Consider the following 18,983-nt stretch of genomic DNA (forward strand, 5'->3'; position numbering starts at 1 on the left):
TGAGCGTGATATGTAATGAAGTGAGGATGACCATTTTCCCCAAAGGTTTATTGTAGCAGGGTTTATAAACTTTGTTATTATACCTGCATAAAGGAAAATTGATATATATGTGAAGGTGTTTAGGGGCAATATCACCATATATAAAGGCGATGAAGATGGCAGAATTCAAGTATATCGTCAGGATTGCCGATACGGACCTGGATGGAAATAGGCCAGTAATATACGCTATCCAGGGAATAAAGGGCATAGGATACAGGGTAGCTGAGGGCATAGTTAAAGATCTCAATATGGACCCGAAAAAGAAAATTGGAGAGCTCAGCGATGAGCAGATTGAAGAGATTAGAGTTCTAATAGAAGAAAAAATTGAAGAGATGCTACCCTCTTGGATGATGAATCACCGCAAGGATTATTTCACTGGTGAGGATAGGCATATTTTGTCCACCGAGTTGGATTTGCAGAAACAGGACGATATTAATAGGTTAAAAAGAATTAAATGCTATCGTGGAGTTAGGCATGAGAAAGGTCTCCGTGTACGTGGTCAGAGAACCCGTTCAAATGGGAGAAGTGGTTTGACCGTGGGAGTTAGCAGGAAGAAGAGGTGAGTAGATGGGAGATCCTAGGTTCAATAGAAAAAAGTACGAGACTCCCAAACATCCTTGGGAAGCAGATAGGATAAAAGAGGAATGGGAACTTCAGAAAAAGTATGGGCTTAAAAATAAGAGGGAGATCTGGAAAGCCAAATCTCTGTTAAGGAATTTTAGGGGACAAGCTAGGCAGCTTCAGGCAAAATTGAGATATGGAAATCCTCAAGCTGAGAAAGAGCAGAAATTGCTTTTTGACAAACTCATAAGATTGGGTATACTCAACGAGGCGAATGCCACTTTGGATGCTGTTTTATCACTTACTGTTGAAGATATTCTGAGGAGAAGATTACAGACAATAGTGTACCTAAAAGGTCTTGCAAGAACGCCAAAGCAAGCAAGGCAGTTTATTGTGCATGGTCATATTGCAATAGGAGATCGAAAGGTCACAATACCAAGTTATCTGGTGAGAAAGGAGGAAGAAGATCTAGTGGATTATTACAAGTACTCACCTCTTGCTGATGAAATGCATCCCATGCGCCCCCAAGTAATTGAAGGACAAGAAGAAGTGAAAGAGGAGGGTGAGTAAAGATGGCAAATAGAGTTAGCGTGGTTCATATATTTTCATCCCATAACGATACTATAATCACTGCAACAGATATTACAGGTGCAGAGACTTTTGCAAAGGCATCTGGTGGTATGGTTGTTAAGGCTGATAGGGAAGAGGCATCTCCGTATGCTGCCATGAAAGCTGCTGAAATGGTTGCTGAGCAGTTGAAAGAGAAGGAGATTGAAGAGATAATTGTCAAGGTTCGTGCTCCCGGTGGAAACAGGAGTATGAGTCCTGGGCCTGGTGCTCAAGCAGCCATAAGGGCTCTTGCCAGAGCTGGAATGAAAATCCTGCGCATTGAGGATGTCACTCCTATTCCACATGATAGCACTAGAAAGCCTGGTGGCAAGAGGGGTAGGAGGGTCTAAATGGAATTTCATATATTGGAATTGCAGGATAGGTACATTAAATTTGAAATAAAGGGTATAACTCCTTCAGTAGCCAATGCTTTGAGAAGAACCTTAATAAATGATATTCCCAAACTCGCAATACACAAGGTAATATTCCACCATGGGCAAATAAGGGATATGGAAGGAAATGTGTATGATTCTTCCACGCCATTATTTGATGAAATCATAGCACACCGCCTTGGGCTGATTCCTCTGCCCACCGATTTAAATATGAAGTTCAGAGATGAATGCGATCACCCTCCAGATGAGGGATGCCCTCTATGTACTGTCACATACACTTTAAATAAGCATGGTCCTGCAACAGTATATTCTGGAGATTTGATTCCTGTTGGAGATGAGAAATTCAAGCCCGTTGATCCTCTTATTCCAATAGTGAAACTGAAGGAGCACCAAGCCATACTTCTTGAAGCAGAGGCAATTATGGGCACAGCAAAGGAGCATGCTAAATGGCAGGTTACAAGTGGAGTATCTTACAAGTACCACAGAGAGATAAAAGTAAACAAGAAAGACAGCGAACTGTGGGAGAAAGTTAAAAAATCTTGTCCAAAGAATGTGATTAAAGAGGATGATAAGTTCATAATTTTTACAGATGATATACCTTGCAAAGAGATTGCGGAGATACTTTCCTTTGAGAACCCTGAAATAACAGAGGACGATTCTTGGTTCATATTCGAATTTGAAACCGATGGAAGCTTGAAAGCCATTGATACCCTTGAATATGCAATAAAAAGGTTGAAAACAAGGTTTAACACGCTAAGGGAACACGCATCTCTGGGGTAAATAATATTCTATTGTCAATTTTATTATTCACTTTGTATCTGATAATTTCTAAAAAATTCCCAAATCAGATTACACGCGTTAATATCTTTTGATGTTTTTCCGATTATCGATTGAGGCAGGTACTGCTCTCCGCTTGGCCACGTATGTCCGCCGCCATCAATTCCGTACTGTATAACTTCCATTCCAGTTGTATTGTTGAGGTACAAACGCATCCATACACGAGTACCATCGTTAGGGTCTGTATCAGGAAGATACTCTTTGCTCTTTACTAAGGTACAGTTGTCTATTCTAGCCCAGAACGCAGCGGTTTCTTCCACGCTTAGAACTTTCCCGAGCTTTTTATTACCAAAATGCGCGTATCCTCCATTCCATGGCAAAATGGGGTCCGCAACATTGTTAATCATAAGTACTGGAATTGGCGCTATAGGTGTCTCGTTAAGGTATATGTTTAGCGGAATAGAGCCGTCCACAGGCGCCACCGCCGCGATTTTATTTGAAAGCTCATAAGCGAGTCGATAAGTCATTAATGCACCGTTTGACATGCCTGTTACATATACCCTCAAGGGATTTACATTGTATTTTTCAACCATGTAATCAATGAGCTCTGAGATGAACTTTACATCGTTTATGTTCTCTTTCTGCGTGTAATAAAAGCTCAGGTTCCTACCATCGTTCCAGTGTCTCCCAATGCCATTGGGGTAAACCACGATAAAATTACCTTTAGCTGCAAGTTTGTTAAATCCGTTCTCTGTCAATTTTTCCATGTCTTTCGCATTGCCACCGCCACCATGAAGTGCAATAATTAATGGCAAAGCTTCAGATTCACTGTAACTCTGAGGCAGATGTATGAGAAAATCCCTTTTTATGCCATCAACAGTGATATACGCATACGCATCACCTGTATTTGAAATTTTAATGTAAATTAATACTCCAAAAATTAAAGCAGATATTATTATTACCGTAATGAAAATGGCAACAATTTTACTTTTTAATGTTTTCATATAATAAATCAGAGAATTACTCATTTAAAAACATTATGGAAATTTTTCCATGCAGTATTGTATAAAGAAAGATAACAGTAAAAGATGTGTGAAGCTAAATCAGAGTATAAGAAATAATTTAATGCAAAATCTCAATACAGGTGCGATGCTTTACATAACCTTTCTCACAGGTGTTTGCAATCTGAACTGCAGGTACTGTGGTGGCTCTATTCCCGAGGAGGTTATGCCCCACGAAATTCAATACAGCATAGAGGATTTGAAAAATTTCGTAGAAAAAGATAAAGATGCGATAATCGCGTTCTATGGCGGAGAGCCGCTTTTAAGAATTGAGAAAATGAAAGAAATAATGGACAATATCCGAGCGAAAAGATTCGTGGTGCAAACCAATGGAATCTTCCTTCACAAGATTCCAGAAGAGTATTTGAACAGGATTGATGCGATTCTCGTATCTATCGATGGAGTTCCCGAGGTGACGAATTATTACCGAGGTAACGGAGTTTACGAAATAGTGGTGGATAGAGTGAGAAAAATAAGGGAGAAATACAAAGGGGATCTGATAGCGAGAATGGCCGTGAGCGAAGAGAGCGATATTTATCGGGATGTCACGCATCTTCTTTCTCTCCCATTCGACCATGTGCACTGGCAATTAAATGTGGTCTGGGCTCCAGACGACTCGTGGCATGATTTTGACTCGTGGGTTAGAAATTCCTACAACCCCGGGATAACAAAATTGGCAAAATGGTGGATAGAGGAGATAAAAAATGGCAGAATTCCAGGCATTGTGCCATTTCAAGGAGTAATAAAGAGAATGTTCTGGCCTGAAAACGGCGTGCCGTGCGGCGCGGGCCGTGATGCCTTCGCAATCACCACCGATGGAAGGATTTTGGCATGCCCGATTGGGGGAGAATTTGAGTGGAATGAATTAGGAGACATATGGAACAAAAAACCGGAAGATGTGAGAAATTCTGTGGAAATCGAAGAGCCATGCCTTTCCTGCGATATATATCCCATTTGCGGAGGTCGATGTCTATTCGCAAATAAAGAACGGCTTTGGGGGATGAGCGGATTTTATAAGATTTGCGGCACTGTAAGACACCTTGTTGATGAGATGAATGAGGCAAGAGTAGAAATAGAAAAATTGATTGATGAGGGAAAATACAAAAAGGAGGATTTTTATTATCCCCCATTCAACAACACTACAGAGATCATACCTTAGCGATTATTTTATTTGCATCTAATATTATTTTCTCAAGGATATCTGCATTATAGGGGAATTTCGTGATTATCATCTCCGCAACATCTTTCGAGGAGTATGCATCGTTAACTTTAATTCTATACTTTCTTTGTAAGTCCAGAATATTAGATATGAATTTCCTGGAATTCTTATCGCTTCCTTTAATATCTGCCTCTTTGAAATTTCCGTAGAACTTTAAATACAAGGATGCAGGGGTATAACTTCCTCGAAGATTTATCTTGATTTCCATATTCTCGCATCTAATGTAATGGGCTAAGGAGTATCTTCCAGAATCAAGGAACTCACATTGAAGTTTTTCTGCCACTTCCCCAAACAGTTTTTTGACCCAGTTATTTATCATATTTATTATTATGAAATAGGCAACAGCTATGATGACAAAGTAGAGAGTAATTATTACACTAAAATTGCCGTGAGCAAGATCATTATAAAACGCCGCAATTCCAAGAGCAACAAGGACCAGCGTTATAACATCCAAAATTAAGTAAGGCTTCATATTATGTGTATATGGGCAAAAAATTTAAGTTTTCTCATACAATAAAGGATTGCCCGTCTGGCTGGTATTCCTTGAAACATGATAGGATTACCCGGAGGCGGGCTATATTATTCTTACGATTTTCGTTGCACTGGCCTTGAATGATGCATATACTTTGTCTCCCTCACCGAGTTTTAAAGCTTCTACGGCATTCGGGGTCAACATAACTTTCAAGCTTAATCCATCATTTTTTAATATTACCCAAACAATATGCCCCTCTTTATAGATACTCTCTATTTTCAAAAGTATGGAATTTCTATGGGACCCTTCTATCCTGTGCTTAGAAAGTATAATATTTTCAGGCCTTATTGACAGCAGAGCATCCTTTCCCTCAGGAGCTTTATCTAATGTATAAATATTTGCTCCATTCACATCCACTACCGTTAATCCTTCATATTCTCCCTTTATTTTACCACTTAAAATATTCGTTGCTCCAAGAAATTTTGCCACGAACTCATCCTGTGGATTTGAAAAAACATCCTCAACATTACCAGCTCTCACTATTTTTCCATCTCTCATAACTGCTAGCTTATTACCAAGAACCCATGCATCCGAGAAATCGTGGGTTACATGCACAGTATCTATTTCCATTTCTTCTAAAAACTTCCCAATAATCTTCCTTGCAGAGTCTCTCATATTCGGATCCAACGCACTGAAAGGTTCGTCCAATAGTAATAGCGAGGGCTTTGTTATAACTGCTCTTGCAATAGCCACTCTCTGCATCTCTCCTCCGCTCAAGGTTTTCGGATATCTTTTCAAGAGATTTTTTATTTGAAGTTGTTGGGCTATTTCTTCCACCTTATCTTTCCATTTCTTACCCTTTATTTTTAAGGGATATGCAATGTTCTCTTCCACGGTCATGTGTGGAAAGAGCATATAATCCTGATAGACCATGGCTATGTTCCTTTTATTTGCCGGCAAGTTTGTGATGTTCTTTCCGTTTAATAGGATATCTCCTGTAATAGGGGTATGAAATCCAGCAATAGTTTCAAGAAGAACTGTTTTTCCGGCTCCTGTTGGGCCAACAATGATTAAATAATCTCCAGTATCAATTGAGAGATGGTCTATGTTTATATAAAAATTCTCAAGTTTAACTTGCAAGTTTTTTATTTTAAGCATTTTTCATCCTCTCCGCAATTATTTTCAGAAATATGAAGACAACTAATGTTATCAGCAACAGAAACGCAGTAGCAGGAAGCGCTGCCTTCAAACCATAATTCGTATAGAGGAAGTAAATATAAGTTGGAGCAACCATAGGATAGAAGGCAATCATCATAACCGCCCCAAATTCGCTGATAGCACGAGCCCAAGAATTCACCGAGCCTGTGAGAATATTTCCTTTAATTTGGGGAAGTATGATTTCCATAAAAGTTCTAAATCTCCCAGCCCCAAGACTCATAGCCGTGTACTCATATCTTTCATCTATTTTCTTTATTCCTTCTCTTACCTGATTTATCAGGAACGGTGCGCTAACAAACAGCATTGCTACTATTATCCCAGGCATAGCATAGTAAAATCTTATTCCGATCTCTTCCAAGGGGGCTCCCCATATCCCCGAGGTTCCAAATACCAGTAAAAGAATTATGCCCGCCACCGTGTGAGGTACAACTATTGGTAAATCTATTATGCTCTCTACTATGCTTTTTCCTATAAAGTTTCTCCTTGCTAGTACATATCCTATCGGCAGAGCAAAGATGAGGCCAATAACCGTTGATGAGGTGGCTGCCACAAAACTTACGGTTATTGCATTTATTAATGATTTATCGTAAATGCTCTGAGGAGAGAAATAAAGTAAAAGATTCAAAATTGGAAATATAATAAATACCAGAAATAGAGAGCCCAAAATGTAAGCAATACGATAAAAGTTATCCCTTTCCATTATTAACAAAAGGTAGATTATAGGCACTATACCAAGAAGCGGATGTATAAATGCCATAAAAGCTAAAAATAAGAAAATTAAGTATTTTTTGTTTCTATCTTTTAAAAATATAAGGACAAAAATTGCTATGGACACTGTGACAAATGCGTAGGAACCGAAGAATACTGCTGTTAAGAGTATTATCAGGGCTGGAAACACATAGCTTCTCAAGGTTTTACCTCCTTCGGCACATTTCCCACGGGTTCAAATATAGGCTCTTGTCCACAGTTTTTGAGTATAGATCTTCCCTCTTTACCTAAAAGCATATTCACAAATTTATAGGCATACTCTTTGTTAGGCGCGTTATTCGGTATAGTTACTGCGTAATTTATGGCATCCCCGTGAATTATTTTTCCATCTGCAAGTTTAACCACGGCCTTTGAGTACCATGACACCAATGTGGAATTTGATAAGTTAATAACATCAGGTAATCTAATGTAATTAATGTGGTGCTGTTTAGCCACGGACAGATATTCTATCGCATAGTCGATATCTCCTGCCTGCAAGTCAGCCAGTAAATCCACCGATTTCTGCTTTATGAAAATTTTTCCCGTTGTAGTGAGCAATTCAGAGTCATTAGGAACAATTATAGTGCCATTATCAATCTTTATTCCTGTGTGATTCAGAATCAAGTTATCAAATATCCCATTTTTATACTTAAGCTGTGCCAGATAAAACATTATAACTGCACGATATCCACAGGGATCATCATTTGGCGATGAAAAACCTATGCGCACATCCTTTCTGGTAAGTATGTTCATCCAATTTGTACTATTTATCTCTTTGGCAAATCTGCTATTATTTGTATACGCTATTACAAGCTCGTTTCTGGCAAATTTAATATACCAATTTGTGTAATTTGGCATTAAGTAAGAGCTTATTGCATTGTAATCAGCCACTGCTACAACATCCGCCTTTATACCTAACTCGCTTACCTTCTTCACCGTGTCAATACTTCCTGCAGTTTCAATATAAACCTTTACTCCATATTTCTCTTGAAATTTGTTAGCAAGCTCTTTTAAGGGAACTGAAAGACTTCCAGCAGCTAGAACCTTTATGCTTCCTTCACTGGTATTCTGGTAATTTATATAATAATAGCCACCTGCAAGCAGTATAAGCAACACTATCAATATTGCAATAACCACTTTCTTTGGCATTTTATCACCTCGTTATGCTTAAATGAATATAACGCTCTTTTACTTAAATTTTTATCCTACTTCATCATCTCCCTTTTATGCAATGGTGGATTTATGCAACAATAACGATGGTGATGTTTGGTATAACGAATTTTCTGGTGAAATTAGCAGGGCATTACCATATGGATAGTATATTTACCTCCATTATTTTATGGCTAGCTGTGGGAGTGATGGGTCTGATGTTTCTGTTTTACTTCTGGCACCAAGGAAGTTTTCAGGAAAATTTGAAAAATACCCCTGCTATATATCTCCTCCTACCTACATTCGCTGGAGTTGCCCTTGCCATAGGTATGTATTCCATTAAAATTGCCTTGACCAAGGGTCCTGCAGGACCAACAGTGGCGATATCCGCTTCAAACGCATTTCTTGTTGCTGTTCTTGCGTTTTTCACAATAGGTGAAAAAATATCTGTTGGAAAACTTATTGGAATGTTTGTTATATTTGCAGGAATAGTTATAATGACCATGTTCTAAAAGTAGCGGGGGGTGGATTTGAACCACCGATCTCCGGGTCTCGCAAGCCCCTTTACGGGTAAAGCCGCTTTTTAAAGGGGCTTTATGAGCCCGGCGGGATTTCCTGGCTACCCCACCCCGCTATATTTCACGAGTACTTTATGCGAGGTGTTTTTCGGACTATCGTCCTAAACCCCACCCCGCTATTGCAATTAAAGGTTATAGAAGAATAGAAAATAAACCTTTCGCCCAATCGCAAATTTTAAATCTCCCTTTACATTTAGGGAATTTGCGCCGCGGTAGCTCAGTAGGGAGAGCGTCAGACTGAAGATCTGAAGGTCGCCGGTTCGATTCCGGCCCGCGGCACTCACTCATACCATGCAACAGCCATACCAAAATAGGTTGGCAGACCATATACCTTCTTTTTTAATTTTAATGGATTCCCTTTCAGTATACCATTTAAAATTAAAAGTTGCCAGAAGCTATCCGGTTTAGCATTTTCAATGGTTTTTTCTTTCAATTTTAACAACATATCGAGATTTTCAAGATTTTCCATTATGTACTTATCGTAGTAATCCGCGTCTGGATGGTATCCATATGGACCATCTTTCCTATGAGCATGAGCGTGATCAGCACTTATTATAACCCCTATTCTCTTTTTGCTATTCATTACTATTTCCCCTACAATCTTGCCAAAATCTATCAGAGATTCATAGGGTATCTCTCTGGCAGGAGTCATTAGAACCATCTTTCTTTTAGGAAGGAAGTAAAGAGGAATTAAGGTTCCCCAATCAAGGCAAATCTTGGATAATTCTCCTTCTAATGCTCCAAAATTCACTCCAACAACAGGTAAACTCTTTCTTGTCTTTTCATATATTTCCCATGCCAAATCTTTATTGCATTTTATCTTTCTTCTGAATCTAAGATTCTTATATTTCCAAGAGCCTTCAAGGTACTCAGTTAGCATTATTGCCATATGCGTTTGAATTCTCAAATGGTGTGGGGATACAAAAATATACTCATCCACTTTTTTCTCTTTTATTCTCTCTCCGAGCTCTATCATTGCATTGTGCAATCTTGCAGACTCTTCATCTTCAGGAATCAATATCTCATCACCATGAGGCACAATAGCTGCAAGCACAAGCATGATTAATGAAAGGAAGAGATTAGATAAATAATTTTTCAAAAGGTTTATCTATTAAATCTTATTCTCACTATTGTGGAAAGCGTTGATGAGTGGATAGAAAAGCAGAATTTCAAAACTACAAAAGAGATAAAAGTTCCACCAAGACTTGTGGATCAGGTAATTGGGCAAGATGAGGCAGTTGAAGTTATAAAGAAAGCTGCCCAGCAGAAAAGGCATGTGATAATGATTGGAGATCCTGGTACGGGTAAAAGTATGCTTGCTCAGAGTATGGTTGATTTTCTGCCGAAGGAGGAACTTGAGGATATACTGGTTTTTCCAAACGAGGAGGATCCAAACAAGCCGATAATCAAAACTGTGCCAGCTGGGCAGGGAAAATACATTGTCAAACAGTATCAAGAGCAGGCAAAGAAAAAGAAAAATGAGAAAAAAAATTCTATGTTTTCCATTCTGTTTCTCTTAGTGCTGATAGGAGGCATTGCTGTTGTTGTGACAGGTAATTACTCTTTTCTATTCTGGTCAATATTCATAGCAATATTTCTCTATATGTTCATGGGTGCGGGAATACAGAAGGAGGAGAAAGCACTCGTACCTAAGCTTTTAGTCTCACACTCCCCCAATGATAAACCCCCTTTTATAGATGCTACAGGAAGCCATGCAGGTGCATTGTTGGGTGATGTTCGCCATGACCCCTTTCAAAGTGGTGGATTGGAAACTCCACCCCATCTTCGCGTTGAGGCTGGGGCAATACACAAAGCGCACAAGGGTGTGCTTTTCATTGATGAAATAAATATGCTCAAACTTGAATCTCAGCAGTCATTGCTTACCGCCATGCAGGAGAAAAAATTCCCGATCTCGGGGCAAAGCGAGCATTCTGCAGGAGCAATGGTACATACTGAGCCCGTGCCATGCGATTTTATTCTTGTAGCTGCAGGAAACCTGGATGCTCTTCAAGGTATGCATCCTGCACTGCGCTCAAGAATTCGTGGCTATGGATACGAGGTTTATATGAAATCTGTTATGGAAGATAACGATGAAAATAGAAAAAAACTAGTAAGATTTGTGGCTCAAGAAGTTGTAAAAGATGGAAAAATACCTCATTTTACAAAAGCAGCCGTAGCTGAGATTATAAAAGAAGCGCAGAAGAGAGCTGGTAGAAAGGGAAAGTTAACCCTTAGATTAAGGGAACTTGGAGGGTTAATAAGGGTAGCTGGAGATATTGCCAGGGAAGAAAAAGCCAAGTTTGTTGACATAGAGCATGTTATAAAGGCAAAGAAACTTGCAAAACCCTTGGAGCAGCAGGTTGCAGACAGGTTAATTGAGATAAAGAAGGAGTACAAAACCTTCTTGAATAAAGGAGAAGCAGTTGGTATTGTAAATGGCCTTGCAGTTTACTCTGCTGGTAGTGGGATGGCAGAGTATTCTGGCATCGTTTTACCAATTATGGCTGAGGTTACTCCTGCGCAATCTAGAGACCAAGGTAGGATGATTGCAACGGGAAAACTTGGTGAGATTGCAAAGGAAGCTGTTGAGAACGTTTCTGCGATAATAAAGAAGTACTTTGGAAAGCATATTACCAATTATGATGTGCACATTCAGTTCATAGGCACATATGAGGGTGTTGAAGGAGACAGTGCAAGTATAAGTGTTGCCACCGCAGTGGTATCTGCATTAGAAGGAATACCTGTAAATCAGAATATTGCAATGACTGGCTCACTTAGCATTCGTGGTCATGTTCTTCCCGTTGGGGGTATAACTGCCAAGGTAGAAGCCGCCATAGAAGCAGGATTAGAAAAGGTCATAATTCCAAAGTCAAACCTTATGGATGTAATTCTGGATGAAGAGCATGAGGGAAAGATAGAGGTTATACCAGTTAGCACTGTTGAAGAAGTTCTCAGATATGCCCTTGTTGATTGCCCCAAAAAAGAGGAACTTTTGAAAAAATTTGAAGAGATACAGGGATACGAATGATTGTGAAGGGGTATATAGGAAACTTAAGCGCTGAAGATTCGCAACTCTTTGCCTCTAAAGGCATATATGTTTTCAACTCTCTATGCGTGGGGTGCAAAGAGCATGTAGAATGGGCATATCAAAAGATGAAATATGCATTTGAGAATAAAAAAAACATAGCTAGAAAAAGGCATCTTGAAATGATGTTAATTCTATCAGGAAAAAGACAGATTAAAGAGGCAATAGATCTGTGTGGCTCTGAGGGAGCAGATAGCATAGTGGCAATAAGCGAAAAAGATTTTGAAATACCATTAAGAAGAGATGACAGTGTTATAGAGTTCAGAGCCGATAAAATGGAGTATCTCGGAATTCCCCAATTTCTGCAAAAGGGCTGCGATTTATTTTTTGAGAACTCTGCCATGCTTGAATTGGAGAGATAACAATTAATTCAATCCCCAAATCCGTGATTTCTCTATGTACCATAAATTCTCTCCATCTCTTTTTTGAATTTTTCTAAATTTCCCTGTTCTATCTCTTCACGCAACCTTTTCATAAATTGAATCATAAAGCATACATTGTGCAACGAGAGAAGATGCATTCCAAGAATCTCTTTCTCGCGCAAAAGATGATGAATATATGCTCTCGTAAAATTCTCACAAGTATAGCATTGACACTCATTATCCAGCGGTTGCATATCATTTTTAAATTCTGCCTTACGCAAGTTGAGCATTCCTTCAGAAGTTATTGCAGTTCCATGTCTTCCGTTTCTAGTGGGAAAAACCGAGTCAAATATATCCACTCCTCTAATTACTGATTCAATTATTTCCAAGGGTGAGCCCACTCCCATGAGATACCTCGGTTTATTTTCTGGCAATATGCCATCTACAATCTCAACCATTCTGTGCATAACTTTCTTCGGCTCTCCTATACTTAGCCCGCCTATTCCATAGCCATCAAAATCCATATTGGATAAATCTTTTGCACTCTTCTCTCTAAGGTCCTCATAAATCGAACCCTGAACGATACCAAAGCTTAGTTGTTCCTTAGTATTTTTAGGAAATTTCTGAGCCCATTTTGTGGTTAGCTCCACGCTTCTCTTTGCCTCTTCATAACTTGCAGGATACTCTGCACAATAATCTAACATCATTGCAACATCGCTTCCTATTCTCATCTGTACCTCTTTACTAAACTCAGGCGTGAATAGGTATTTCTGCCCATCATAAGGAGAACGAAATATAATTCCACTTTCATCTGCCCTCACAAAAAATCCCTTTCGAATCATTTGAAATCCACCGCTATCTGTGAAAATTGCACCTTCAAAACGCATAAACTTATGCAATCCCCCATGCTTTTCTAAAACCTCCAATCCAGGCTTCAAGAACAAATGGAGCGAGTTTGAGATTAAAACTTTTACATCACAACTCTCCAAATCCTCAGGTGTAAGTGTTTTCACCGTTGCCTTTGTAGCTACAGGCATAAAAAATGGAGTTTTGAGTTCGCCATGGGCAGTTTTTAATATCCCCAAACGTGCTTTGTTATCCTTAGCTATTATCTTGAACATATACTCAGGCTATTAGCAAGACATATTAAAAATTTTCAAAAGGTTTAATAGATGGAACGGCAATCATGCAGTGGTGATACTCTGTCGTTAAAAAGAGAGCTCAAGAGAAAAACGCTCCATCTTGCTGGTTTGCTCGTGCCCGCTCTCTATATACTTGTGGGAAGAGAGTGGTCTATATCAATAATCAGCATAATCCTGATTGCATTTTTTATAATAGAACCAATTAGGGTCTCTTTCTTCCGTAGTAAAGAATTGCTTGAAAGAATGCGTCCATACATAACTCCAGATGTTTATAAATTTTTAGAGCAAAGACTTGATAAGATGATGAAGAGTATGCGTGAAATAGAGCGAGAAGAGGAGAGATTATGTATAGGTGCTCATATTTATTTTGCAATTGCCTCTCTTATTGTCATAATCCTTTTTCCAAAATACATAGTAATAGGAGCAATTACAGTTGCAACTCTTGGAGACGCTGTGGCCGCACTCATAGGAAAACCTTTAGGAAAGCATAGGTTTAAAAACGGAAAGAGTTTGGAGGGAAGTATAGCATTCTTTTTAACTGCATTTGCGGTTTTATTTTTCATTCTCCCCTATGGTTACAATATGTCCTTTGTCATTCCAGCCGCAATTCTAGGTGCTATAATAGGAACCTTAGTAGAGCTTTTTAATGTACCCCCTAACGATAATTTTTCCAATCAAATTTTTATCTCTTTTGCCCTTTACCTCTTGCTCTTCCTATTTTGATGAGAATGTTTAAATAAGAATTACATATATGCGTGCTAAGGTGATATAATGGCCATATGGCAGGGAAGATCCTTGAAAAAACCGAGTGGCGGCAGAATTCGATTGCCGAGAAAGAAGAGGAAATATGAGCTTGGGAGAGAGCCAGTTTTCACTCATGTTGCTCCACTCAGAAAGAAAATCATAAGGGTTAGAGGAGGTAATTACAAGGTAAAACTCCTAAGAAGTGATGAAATAAATGTGTACAATCCAAAAACCGGTAAGGCACAGAAGGCTAAGATAAGGGGAGTGATAGAGAATCCTGCCAATCCCCACTTTGCCCAGAGAAATATAATCACTAAGGGAGCCATAGTAGAGACGGATTTGGGGAAGGTTAAAGTTACTTCCAGACCTGGACAGCATGGAGTGCTCAATGGAGTGCTCTTAGAATGAGCGTAATCATTTACCCTGCCTATTTTAATATTCATTATTCTCGCAAGCAGGGGCGTAGAGTTCCCAAAAATCTTGCTTTTGATCCAAAACTTGAAACTATTGCAAAAGCTGCCAGAGAATTAGGGTATGAAGTTGAAATAGAGCCTGATAAAAGATACCCAAGATTCTGGTGGAGTGAAAGGGGAAGAATAATTATCGATACAGATGAGCCAAAGAACGAGGTTATTAAGAAGATAGCAAGAAAAATAAGAAATGTTTAATTACCTATCTTGAGGAGTTTCCACATCCTCAACTATCTTTTTACCCGCAACCGCCACATCTATTGAATGGATAACTGCTCCAAGGGACTCTAATGTCTCCTGTACTTCATCAAAATCTATGTTTGGACCTTCTATTACAACCTTCAAACTCTCTGTTTCCTGATCCACTTCGTTTAAAATGCAGTTCACACCATTTACCCCATCAACCTTGCTTAACTTAAGTGCCACTTCCACAATGCTTGGCCTGTGCGGTTTCATCACATCAAGCACCAATCTCCGAATTCCATAAGATGTATTTTGGTTCATCTAATACCTCATAGTGAATGGAGATATATATTTTTTCCTTAGAGCTTCATATTCTCAGCGAAAATTTTTGCACTTCCCTCTTCTATATGACATATTCTTATCCTTTTTATACTTGTGTTTTTGAAATCTTTTATGAATTTTGATATCGCCCTCCCAAATATCTCTGCAGCCCTATCTTTGGGAAATCCATAGATACCCGTGCTTATTGCAGGCATAGATACACTTTTCACTCCTAACTCATTCGCTTTTTTAAGTGTATTATAAACAGCATTAAAAAGAAGAGAATCCTCGTTATTATTTCCCCCTCTCCAAATAGGTCCAACGGCATGAATTACATACTTTGCATTTAATTTTCCGGCGGATGTAACGGCAACTTCACCTGTGGCAACAGGACCATACTTTTTCACATACTCATCACTTTCTCTCTGTATCTCGTATCCTCCTTCCTTTACTATGGCCCATGCCACTCCCCCACCATGCTTCAAACTTGAGTTTGCAGCATTCACTATTGCTTCGCTATCATCCTTAGTTATATCACAGATTGAAATCTCTATTTTTATACCGCCTATTTCCCACTTTTTAAGAAGCATAGCTTGAGAATATCTTAATCTCCATTAAATTTTCTCTTGAATGCGAGTATTGCTAAGAGAAGTATAATAAATAGAAAATATGGGATGTCAAATTCTGGTACATAATTTGCATAGTTTCCCGCAATCCAAGCACTTTTGTTTTCCCAGTATATCTCGTACCAGGTGATGTCCTCATCGCTGTTATATTTCTGTCCCTTCTTGGCAAAGAGCATTCCATCATAAACTGAGCCAAGTATGGTGTTAGATGTTCCAGCCCCAGAGCGAACATGCAGGGAGGAGGAGACATTTACTACAAATATATCAGAATATGCCATTTCAGTGTACCATGCAGCACACCAACCCACCCTGTCATCGTAGAAGAACTGCCACCATTTGCGCCCTGATGAATCAATGCTATAATTGTATGCAACGAACTCTTGATTCTCTGGCACAGTTCCTATTATGCCATAACTCGTGCTTGGACCTGTTCGAATATTGAGAGCAGTGGCAGTAACTCGAAATACCTGCATAAATTTCTTGGTTCCATTCGGTATATGGTAAAAATTTACAAGGTCATACTTAGATGGGAAAAACGAGGATATGGATACATTCCATTCATCGGGAGAATGAGTGGCTATGTAAAGATTGTCTTCATTCCTATATGTTACTATACCTGCATATATGTAATGCTCACCATTTGAGTCTCCAAATATGACCACATCCCCTTTTTCTATCCATTCAGGAACTGTAAAATTTGAAGCAAGATAGTACGAAAATTTTGCATTCTGATACTCTCTGAGATTCTCATTCAGATACTTTGGATTTATCATTGAGCCATTGTAATTTAAAGCCCCATCGCCTTTACCATCATATCCTCTCCAGAGAGATATTCCTCCTGCTATCAATACCTGAGAAACGAAATTTGTGCTCTCCTCGCTGGAGTTTGAAAATTTCTGGTAATGGGAATTGTCGGAAGAGTACCACTTATAAGCATAACCTAAAGCACCCGCTCTATCATAATAGGGGAGAGTACACGAGCCACCTATAACAAAATTATCTATGAGGGATTTTAAATTTCCATTGTAATAATCCATATCCACATTGCCACTCACCCCCGATACATTTCCCTCGTCTGTGTACTGCCAGAATGCCCAGGAGTCCCAAATTCCCGTGGAAGGGGACGAAACTCTATAATTGGCTATCCAGAGATTCCATTGAGATACGGAGGAATCAAGGTAGTTTTCAGCATAATTTGGATTCGTGTAAATTATTGGCTTTATACCCGTTAAATTGAATACTTCAATCATAAATTCATTTACCCAACTTGATAAGCTCTCTTTTCCTAAGGATGATCCTTCTTCTAAATCCAAAACGGGTCTCAAATATCCACTCTTCAGATATGTTTTTATGGTATCTACAAAATGCTCTGCGGCCTCTTTTGCATTATAATTTTCAGGTTCTGCAAAGTGATAGGCACCAACATACAATCCTGATGCGTGTGCCTTCTCCATATTTTCTTCAAAATCCGGGTCCACATAAGATGTCCCCTCTGTGGCCTTTACAAATGCAAAGATTATCCCGGAATTTTTAACTTTAGTCCAGTTCACATTTCCCTGCCAGTGGGAAACATCTATACCCTTAATGCTGGAGGATGTTTTGAAATATAAACTCTCTTTTTGATTGCTACCATAACCTATGGCAAAAAATATAGCATTAAGAATCAGTATGAATACCACAAACCAAACTATTGGCCTTTTCATTTAAAGGTAGTATAAGCTCCAGCGATAAAAATTTTATGTCATTGCAAAGAATTAAATATTTTCAAAGAATTCCTAATCTGTGATGAAAAGAGGGTCAGCTGATAAGATGATGAGCCCTATGAGTGCTGAGGTGATTTAAATGAAAAGTATTGAAGAGCTTGTTAAAAGAGCGAGAGAGCTGAAGGAGAAGGGTCTGGATACAAAGGAGATAGCAACAGAGTTGCATTTATCCACGAATACCGTGGAATGGTTACTCACAAAGGGGATTGGAGGAGAGGCACCCAAGGATGTGAAAATAGGGTGGAGAAGCATAGGGATATATCCCTACAGAATATCTAAAATTGCAGAAATAATGAGTGATATAATCCTTGAAGAGATGGAGAAGAGACAATTTGATGTTGATTCTATTGTTGGAATTCTAATAAATGGTATTCCATTTGCAACTTTCATCGCGGAGGAATTGAATGTTGAATTGATAATATACAGGCCGCATCCCAAGATGGAAGAGGGAGCATTCTCGAGTAATTATGCCCATATAGAAGGAAAGAAAGTAGTAATTGTAGATGATGTCATGAGCACCGGTGAAACTTTGAGAAAGGCGATAGATGATATAAAAAATGCAGGTGGTGAGCCAGTGCTTAGTGTTGTGCTCGTGAACAAAACTCCCTGGGATGAGGTAAACGGAGTACCATTAAGGGCTCTAATTCGTGCAAGAACTTTATGATCTCTTTCTTTTTTTGGCAGTCCATATCTCCCTGTAGAACTCTTCCTCTTTCTTCCTCTCCTCTTCGCTTTTCTCTTTTGGTTCCTCTTTCATCCTGGATTTCTTAGGCAATCCTAATCTATTAAAATATGGATTTAGCAAATATTCTACAATTATTGTCCCCAATATTATTACGATTGCCCATATTATTGCAGTTCCTGTGTCCATTTACAACGCATCCTTAATTAAATCTCCCAATGTTAATCCACCACTCTTCTTTGTATCCTTGCGATAAACGGTGGATACTTTTTCTTTAAGCTTGATATCCAACGCCTTTTCTAATTTCTTTATTAGCTTTTCATCAGGGTGCATTTCTCCCCTTTCAATCTTTGAGATAACCGTTTTCTTTTCAAGTATTTTTTTGGCAAGTTGCTCTTGAGTTAGCCCCATCTTCTCCCTCGCTTTCCTTATAACTTCTGGGTAATCTTCAATTAGTACTTCCTCCTCATCCAGATAATCCTTTCTTCTTCTCCTCTGCTTCCTCTCCAACCTCTCCCTTACAACTTCAGGGGGCAGATATTTCACATCCTTTGGTATTTCATTTCCTTTAATCTCTTTGCCGAATTTGGCGCAATCATCACAAACATTCATAATCACGCCTTCTATCACAACTTTATGTAATCGTGGTACATTTTTGCCACATAATTCACAAATCATAATCTCACCAAATCTCCCATGCCTTTCCGATATATATTTTTGTTCCATTCGTTGGTTCTAAATCCGAACCTATTATGAAAATTTAATATTCATCCTTACAATATC

At 38.9% G+C, this 18,983-nt stretch carries 24 protein-coding genes, 2 tRNA genes and 1 pseudogene; 13 read left to right on the top strand and 14 right to left on the bottom strand.

The window, feature by feature from the left end:
* The first annotated feature begins 155 nt into the window (after positions 1–155).
* The 4 genes from ABOO_RS07035 to ABOO_RS07050 are packed head-to-tail and all read left to right on the top strand — an operon-like array spanning position 156 to position 2,381.
* A complete protein-coding gene (locus tag ABOO_RS07035; RefSeq protein ID WP_012997415.1) occupies positions 156–602 on the top strand; it encodes a 30S ribosomal protein S13 in 447 nt (148 codons plus the stop codon).
* Between the two features lie 4 nt (positions 603–606).
* Entirely contained in the window at positions 607–1,170 is a 564-nt protein-coding gene (locus tag ABOO_RS07040) for a 30S ribosomal protein S4 (protein ID WP_008084048.1), read from the top strand.
* A gap of 2 nt (positions 1,171–1,172) precedes the next feature.
* Positions 1,173–1,559: a 30S ribosomal protein S11 gene (locus tag ABOO_RS07045; protein ID WP_012997416.1), complete on the top strand. Its 387-nt coding sequence runs from the start codon at positions 1,173–1,175 to the stop codon at positions 1,557–1,559.
* Positions 1,560–2,381: a DNA-directed RNA polymerase subunit D gene (locus ABOO_RS07050; RefSeq protein WP_008084115.1), complete on the top strand. Its 822-nt coding sequence runs from the start codon at positions 1,560–1,562 to the stop codon at positions 2,379–2,381. It abuts the gene before it with no gap.
* A gap of 23 nt (positions 2,382–2,404) precedes the next feature.
* Here the strand turns inward: ABOO_RS07050 and ABOO_RS07055 are convergent, their stop codons facing one another.
* Positions 2,405–3,382, bottom strand: coding sequence for a CE1 family esterase (locus ABOO_RS07055; protein ID WP_008084008.1), 978 nt, complete (start codon positions 3,380–3,382; stop codon positions 2,405–2,407).
* A gap of 145 nt (positions 3,383–3,527) precedes the next feature.
* Here ABOO_RS07055 and ABOO_RS07060 point away from each other — a divergent pair, with 145 nt between their 5' ends.
* Positions 3,528–4,598: a TIGR04084 family radical SAM/SPASM domain-containing protein gene (locus tag ABOO_RS07060; protein WP_012997417.1), complete on the top strand. Its 1,071-nt coding sequence runs from the start codon at positions 3,528–3,530 to the stop codon at positions 4,596–4,598.
* Here the strand turns inward: ABOO_RS07060 and ABOO_RS07065 are convergent.
* The 5 genes and pseudogenes from ABOO_RS07065 to wtpA form a co-directional block, all read right to left on the bottom strand.
* Positions 4,588–5,130 (bottom strand): hypothetical protein, encoded by a 543-nt coding sequence (locus ABOO_RS07065; RefSeq protein WP_008084072.1) that lies wholly within the window; start codon positions 5,128–5,130, stop codon positions 4,588–4,590. The genes ABOO_RS07060 and ABOO_RS07065 overlap by 11 nt on opposite strands.
* A gap of 102 nt (positions 5,131–5,232) precedes the next feature.
* The gene (locus tag ABOO_RS08145; RefSeq protein WP_463424059.1) at positions 5,233–5,805 is read right to left on the bottom strand and encodes a TOBE domain-containing protein; all 573 of its coding nucleotides are present in this window, start codon (positions 5,803–5,805) and stop codon (positions 5,233–5,235) included.
* A 6-nt stretch (positions 5,806–5,811) separates the two neighbouring features.
* Positions 5,812–6,288: pseudogene (locus ABOO_RS08150) on the bottom strand (ATP-binding cassette domain-containing protein); the annotation flags it as partial.
* Entirely contained in the window at positions 6,281–7,258 is a 978-nt protein-coding gene (locus ABOO_RS07075) for an ABC transporter permease (protein WP_008084079.1), read from the bottom strand. The gene ABOO_RS07075 and the pseudogene ABOO_RS08150, both read right to left, overlap by 8 nt.
* Positions 7,255–8,244, bottom strand: a complete 990-nt coding sequence (wtpA, locus tag ABOO_RS07080) for a tungstate ABC transporter substrate-binding protein WtpA (protein WP_008083993.1) — start codon at positions 8,242–8,244, stop codon at positions 7,255–7,257. The genes ABOO_RS07075 and wtpA overlap by 4 nt, the downstream gene beginning before the upstream one ends.
* A gap of 77 nt (positions 8,245–8,321) precedes the next feature.
* Between wtpA and ABOO_RS07085 the strand changes: the two genes are divergently transcribed.
* Positions 8,322–8,756, top strand: a complete 435-nt coding sequence (locus tag ABOO_RS07085) for an EamA family transporter (RefSeq protein ID WP_012997418.1) — start codon at positions 8,322–8,324, stop codon at positions 8,754–8,756.
* A gap of 3 nt (positions 8,757–8,759) precedes the next feature.
* On the opposite strand, the gene ABOO_RS07090 is transcribed toward ABOO_RS07085, so the two are convergent.
* Positions 8,760–8,878: transfer RNA gene (locus ABOO_RS07090), tRNA-Met, on the bottom strand.
* 150 nt (positions 8,879–9,028) lie between these two features.
* Between ABOO_RS07090 and ABOO_RS07095 the strand changes: the two genes are divergently transcribed.
* A tRNA-Phe gene (locus ABOO_RS07095) sits at positions 9,029–9,101 on the top strand.
* Position 9,102: 1 nt separating this feature from the next.
* Here the strand turns inward: ABOO_RS07095 and ABOO_RS07100 are convergent.
* Positions 9,103–9,882 carry a DODA-type extradiol aromatic ring-opening family dioxygenase gene (locus ABOO_RS07100; protein WP_008084126.1) on the bottom strand — a complete coding sequence of 260 codons (780 nt, stop codon included), beginning with the start codon at positions 9,880–9,882 and terminating at the stop codon, positions 9,103–9,105.
* A gap of 72 nt (positions 9,883–9,954) precedes the next feature.
* Between ABOO_RS07100 and lonB the strand changes: the two genes are divergently transcribed.
* Positions 9,955–11,850: an ATP-dependent protease LonB gene (gene lonB / locus ABOO_RS07105; protein ID WP_008084060.1), complete on the top strand. Its 1,896-nt coding sequence runs from the start codon at positions 9,955–9,957 to the stop codon at positions 11,848–11,850.
* Positions 11,847–12,269: a KEOPS complex subunit Cgi121 gene (gene cgi121 / locus ABOO_RS07110; protein ID WP_008084080.1), complete on the top strand. Its 423-nt coding sequence runs from the start codon at positions 11,847–11,849 to the stop codon at positions 12,267–12,269. Before lonB ends, cgi121 begins: the two co-directional genes overlap by 4 nt.
* 32 nt (positions 12,270–12,301) lie before the next feature.
* Here cgi121 and tgt read toward each other — a convergent pair whose 3' ends face one another.
* Complete coding sequence (gene tgt / locus ABOO_RS07115) at positions 12,302–13,390, bottom strand: tRNA guanosine(34) transglycosylase Tgt (protein ID WP_008083989.1); 1,089 nt, start codon at positions 13,388–13,390, stop codon at positions 12,302–12,304.
* A gap of 51 nt (positions 13,391–13,441) precedes the next feature.
* On the opposite strand from tgt, the gene ABOO_RS07120 reads away from it, so the two are divergent.
* Genes ABOO_RS07120 through ABOO_RS07130 form a run of 3 tightly spaced genes read left to right on the top strand, consistent with a single transcriptional unit; the run spans position 13,442 to position 14,823 of the window.
* The gene (locus tag ABOO_RS07120) at positions 13,442–14,134 is read left to right on the top strand and encodes a diacylglycerol/polyprenol kinase family protein (protein WP_008084124.1); all 693 of its coding nucleotides are present in this window, start codon (positions 13,442–13,444) and stop codon (positions 14,132–14,134) included.
* A 48-nt stretch (positions 14,135–14,182) separates the two neighbouring features.
* The gene (locus ABOO_RS07125; protein WP_008082772.1) at positions 14,183–14,563 is read left to right on the top strand and encodes a 30S ribosomal protein S8e; all 381 of its coding nucleotides are present in this window, start codon (positions 14,183–14,185) and stop codon (positions 14,561–14,563) included.
* The gene (locus ABOO_RS07130; RefSeq protein ID WP_012997419.1) at positions 14,560–14,823 is read left to right on the top strand and encodes a signal recognition particle subunit SRP19/SEC65 family protein; all 264 of its coding nucleotides are present in this window, start codon (positions 14,560–14,562) and stop codon (positions 14,821–14,823) included. The genes ABOO_RS07125 and ABOO_RS07130 overlap by 4 nt, the downstream gene beginning before the upstream one ends.
* Here ABOO_RS07130 and ABOO_RS07135 read toward each other — a convergent pair whose 3' ends face one another.
* From ABOO_RS07135 to ABOO_RS07145, 3 genes are read right to left on the bottom strand one after another with little or no spacing between them, the layout of a single operon-like run.
* Entirely contained in the window at positions 14,824–15,129 is a 306-nt protein-coding gene (locus ABOO_RS07135) for a DUF211 domain-containing protein (RefSeq protein ID WP_008082909.1), read from the bottom strand. It lies immediately after the preceding gene.
* A 38-nt stretch (positions 15,130–15,167) separates the two neighbouring features.
* Positions 15,168–15,719: a macro domain-containing protein gene (locus tag ABOO_RS07140; RefSeq protein WP_008084078.1), complete on the bottom strand. Its 552-nt coding sequence runs from the start codon at positions 15,717–15,719 to the stop codon at positions 15,168–15,170.
* A 14-nt stretch (positions 15,720–15,733) separates the two neighbouring features.
* Positions 15,734–17,458 carry a GH25 family lysozyme gene (locus ABOO_RS07145; RefSeq protein WP_008084055.1) on the bottom strand — a complete coding sequence of 575 codons (1,725 nt, stop codon included), beginning with the start codon at positions 17,456–17,458 and terminating at the stop codon, positions 15,734–15,736.
* Between the two features lie 139 nt (positions 17,459–17,597).
* Here ABOO_RS07145 and ABOO_RS07150 point away from each other — a divergent pair, with 139 nt between their 5' ends.
* Positions 17,598–18,182: an orotate phosphoribosyltransferase-like protein gene (locus ABOO_RS07150; protein ID WP_008083038.1), complete on the top strand. Its 585-nt coding sequence runs from the start codon at positions 17,598–17,600 to the stop codon at positions 18,180–18,182.
* On the opposite strand, the gene ABOO_RS07155 is transcribed toward ABOO_RS07150, so the two are convergent.
* Both ABOO_RS07155 and ABOO_RS07160 read right to left on the bottom strand, forming a co-directional pair.
* A complete protein-coding gene (locus tag ABOO_RS07155) occupies positions 18,177–18,389 on the bottom strand; it encodes a hypothetical protein (RefSeq protein ID WP_012997420.1) in 213 nt (70 codons plus the stop codon). The two genes, ABOO_RS07150 and ABOO_RS07155, sit on opposite strands and share 6 nt — an antisense overlap.
* Positions 18,390–18,926, bottom strand: coding sequence for a multiprotein bridging factor aMBF1 (locus tag ABOO_RS07160; RefSeq protein WP_008084003.1), 537 nt, complete (start codon positions 18,924–18,926; stop codon positions 18,390–18,392).
* Positions 18,927–18,983 lie beyond the last annotated feature (57 nt).

This window comes from Aciduliprofundum boonei T469, assembly GCF_000025665.1.
Classification (GTDB): domain Archaea; phylum Thermoplasmatota; class Thermoplasmata; order Thermoplasmatales; family Aciduliprofundaceae; genus Aciduliprofundum; species Aciduliprofundum boonei.

Bases quoted from the DNA above. Each gene is read 5' to 3' on its own strand.
- ABOO_RS07035 (WP_012997415.1), top strand. From the start codon at position 156: ATGGCAGAATTCAAGTATATCGTCAGGATTGCCGATACGGACCTGGAT.
- ABOO_RS07040 (WP_008084048.1), top strand. From the start codon at position 607: ATGGGAGATCCTAGGTTCAATAGAAAAAAGTACGAGACTCCCAAACAT.
- ABOO_RS07045 (WP_012997416.1), top strand. From the start codon at position 1,173: ATGGCAAATAGAGTTAGCGTGGTTCATATATTTTCATCCCATAACGAT.
- ABOO_RS07050 (WP_008084115.1), top strand. From the start codon at position 1,560: ATGGAATTTCATATATTGGAATTGCAGGATAGGTACATTAAATTTGAA.
- ABOO_RS07055 (WP_008084008.1), bottom strand. From the start codon at position 3,382: ATGAAAACATTAAAAAGTAAAATTGTTGCCATTTTCATTACGGTAATA.
- ABOO_RS07060 (WP_012997417.1), top strand. From the start codon at position 3,528: ATGCTTTACATAACCTTTCTCACAGGTGTTTGCAATCTGAACTGCAGG.
- ABOO_RS07065 (WP_008084072.1), bottom strand. From the start codon at position 5,130: ATGAAGCCTTACTTAATTTTGGATGTTATAACGCTGGTCCTTGTTGCT.
- ABOO_RS08145 (WP_463424059.1), bottom strand. From the start codon at position 5,805: ATGAGAGACTCTGCAAGGAAGATTATTGGGAAGTTTTTAGAAGAAATG.
- wtpA (WP_008083993.1), bottom strand. From the start codon at position 8,244: ATGCCAAAGAAAGTGGTTATTGCAATATTGATAGTGTTGCTTATACTG.
- ABOO_RS07085 (WP_012997418.1), top strand. From the start codon at position 8,322: ATGCAATGGTGGATTTATGCAACAATAACGATGGTGATGTTTGGTATA.
- ABOO_RS07100 (WP_008084126.1), bottom strand. From the start codon at position 9,882: ATGCTTGTGCTTGCAGCTATTGTGCCTCATGGTGATGAGATATTGATT.
- cgi121 (WP_008084080.1), top strand. From the start codon at position 11,847: ATGATTGTGAAGGGGTATATAGGAAACTTAAGCGCTGAAGATTCGCAA.
- tgt (WP_008083989.1), bottom strand. From the start codon at position 13,390: ATGTTCAAGATAATAGCTAAGGATAACAAAGCACGTTTGGGGATATTA.
- ABOO_RS07120 (WP_008084124.1), top strand. From the start codon at position 13,442: ATGGAACGGCAATCATGCAGTGGTGATACTCTGTCGTTAAAAAGAGAG.
- ABOO_RS07125 (WP_008082772.1), top strand. From the start codon at position 14,183: ATGGCCATATGGCAGGGAAGATCCTTGAAAAAACCGAGTGGCGGCAGA.
- ABOO_RS07130 (WP_012997419.1), top strand. From the start codon at position 14,560: ATGAGCGTAATCATTTACCCTGCCTATTTTAATATTCATTATTCTCGC.
- ABOO_RS07135 (WP_008082909.1), bottom strand. From the start codon at position 15,129: ATGAACCAAAATACATCTTATGGAATTCGGAGATTGGTGCTTGATGTG.
- ABOO_RS07140 (WP_008084078.1), bottom strand. From the start codon at position 15,719: ATGCTTCTTAAAAAGTGGGAAATAGGCGGTATAAAAATAGAGATTTCA.
- ABOO_RS07145 (WP_008084055.1), bottom strand. From the start codon at position 17,458: ATGAAAAGGCCAATAGTTTGGTTTGTGGTATTCATACTGATTCTTAAT.
- ABOO_RS07150 (WP_008083038.1), top strand. From the start codon at position 17,598: ATGAAAAGTATTGAAGAGCTTGTTAAAAGAGCGAGAGAGCTGAAGGAG.
- ABOO_RS07155 (WP_012997420.1), bottom strand. From the start codon at position 18,389: ATGGACACAGGAACTGCAATAATATGGGCAATCGTAATAATATTGGGG.
- ABOO_RS07160 (WP_008084003.1), bottom strand. From the start codon at position 18,926: ATGGAACAAAAATATATATCGGAAAGGCATGGGAGATTTGGTGAGATT.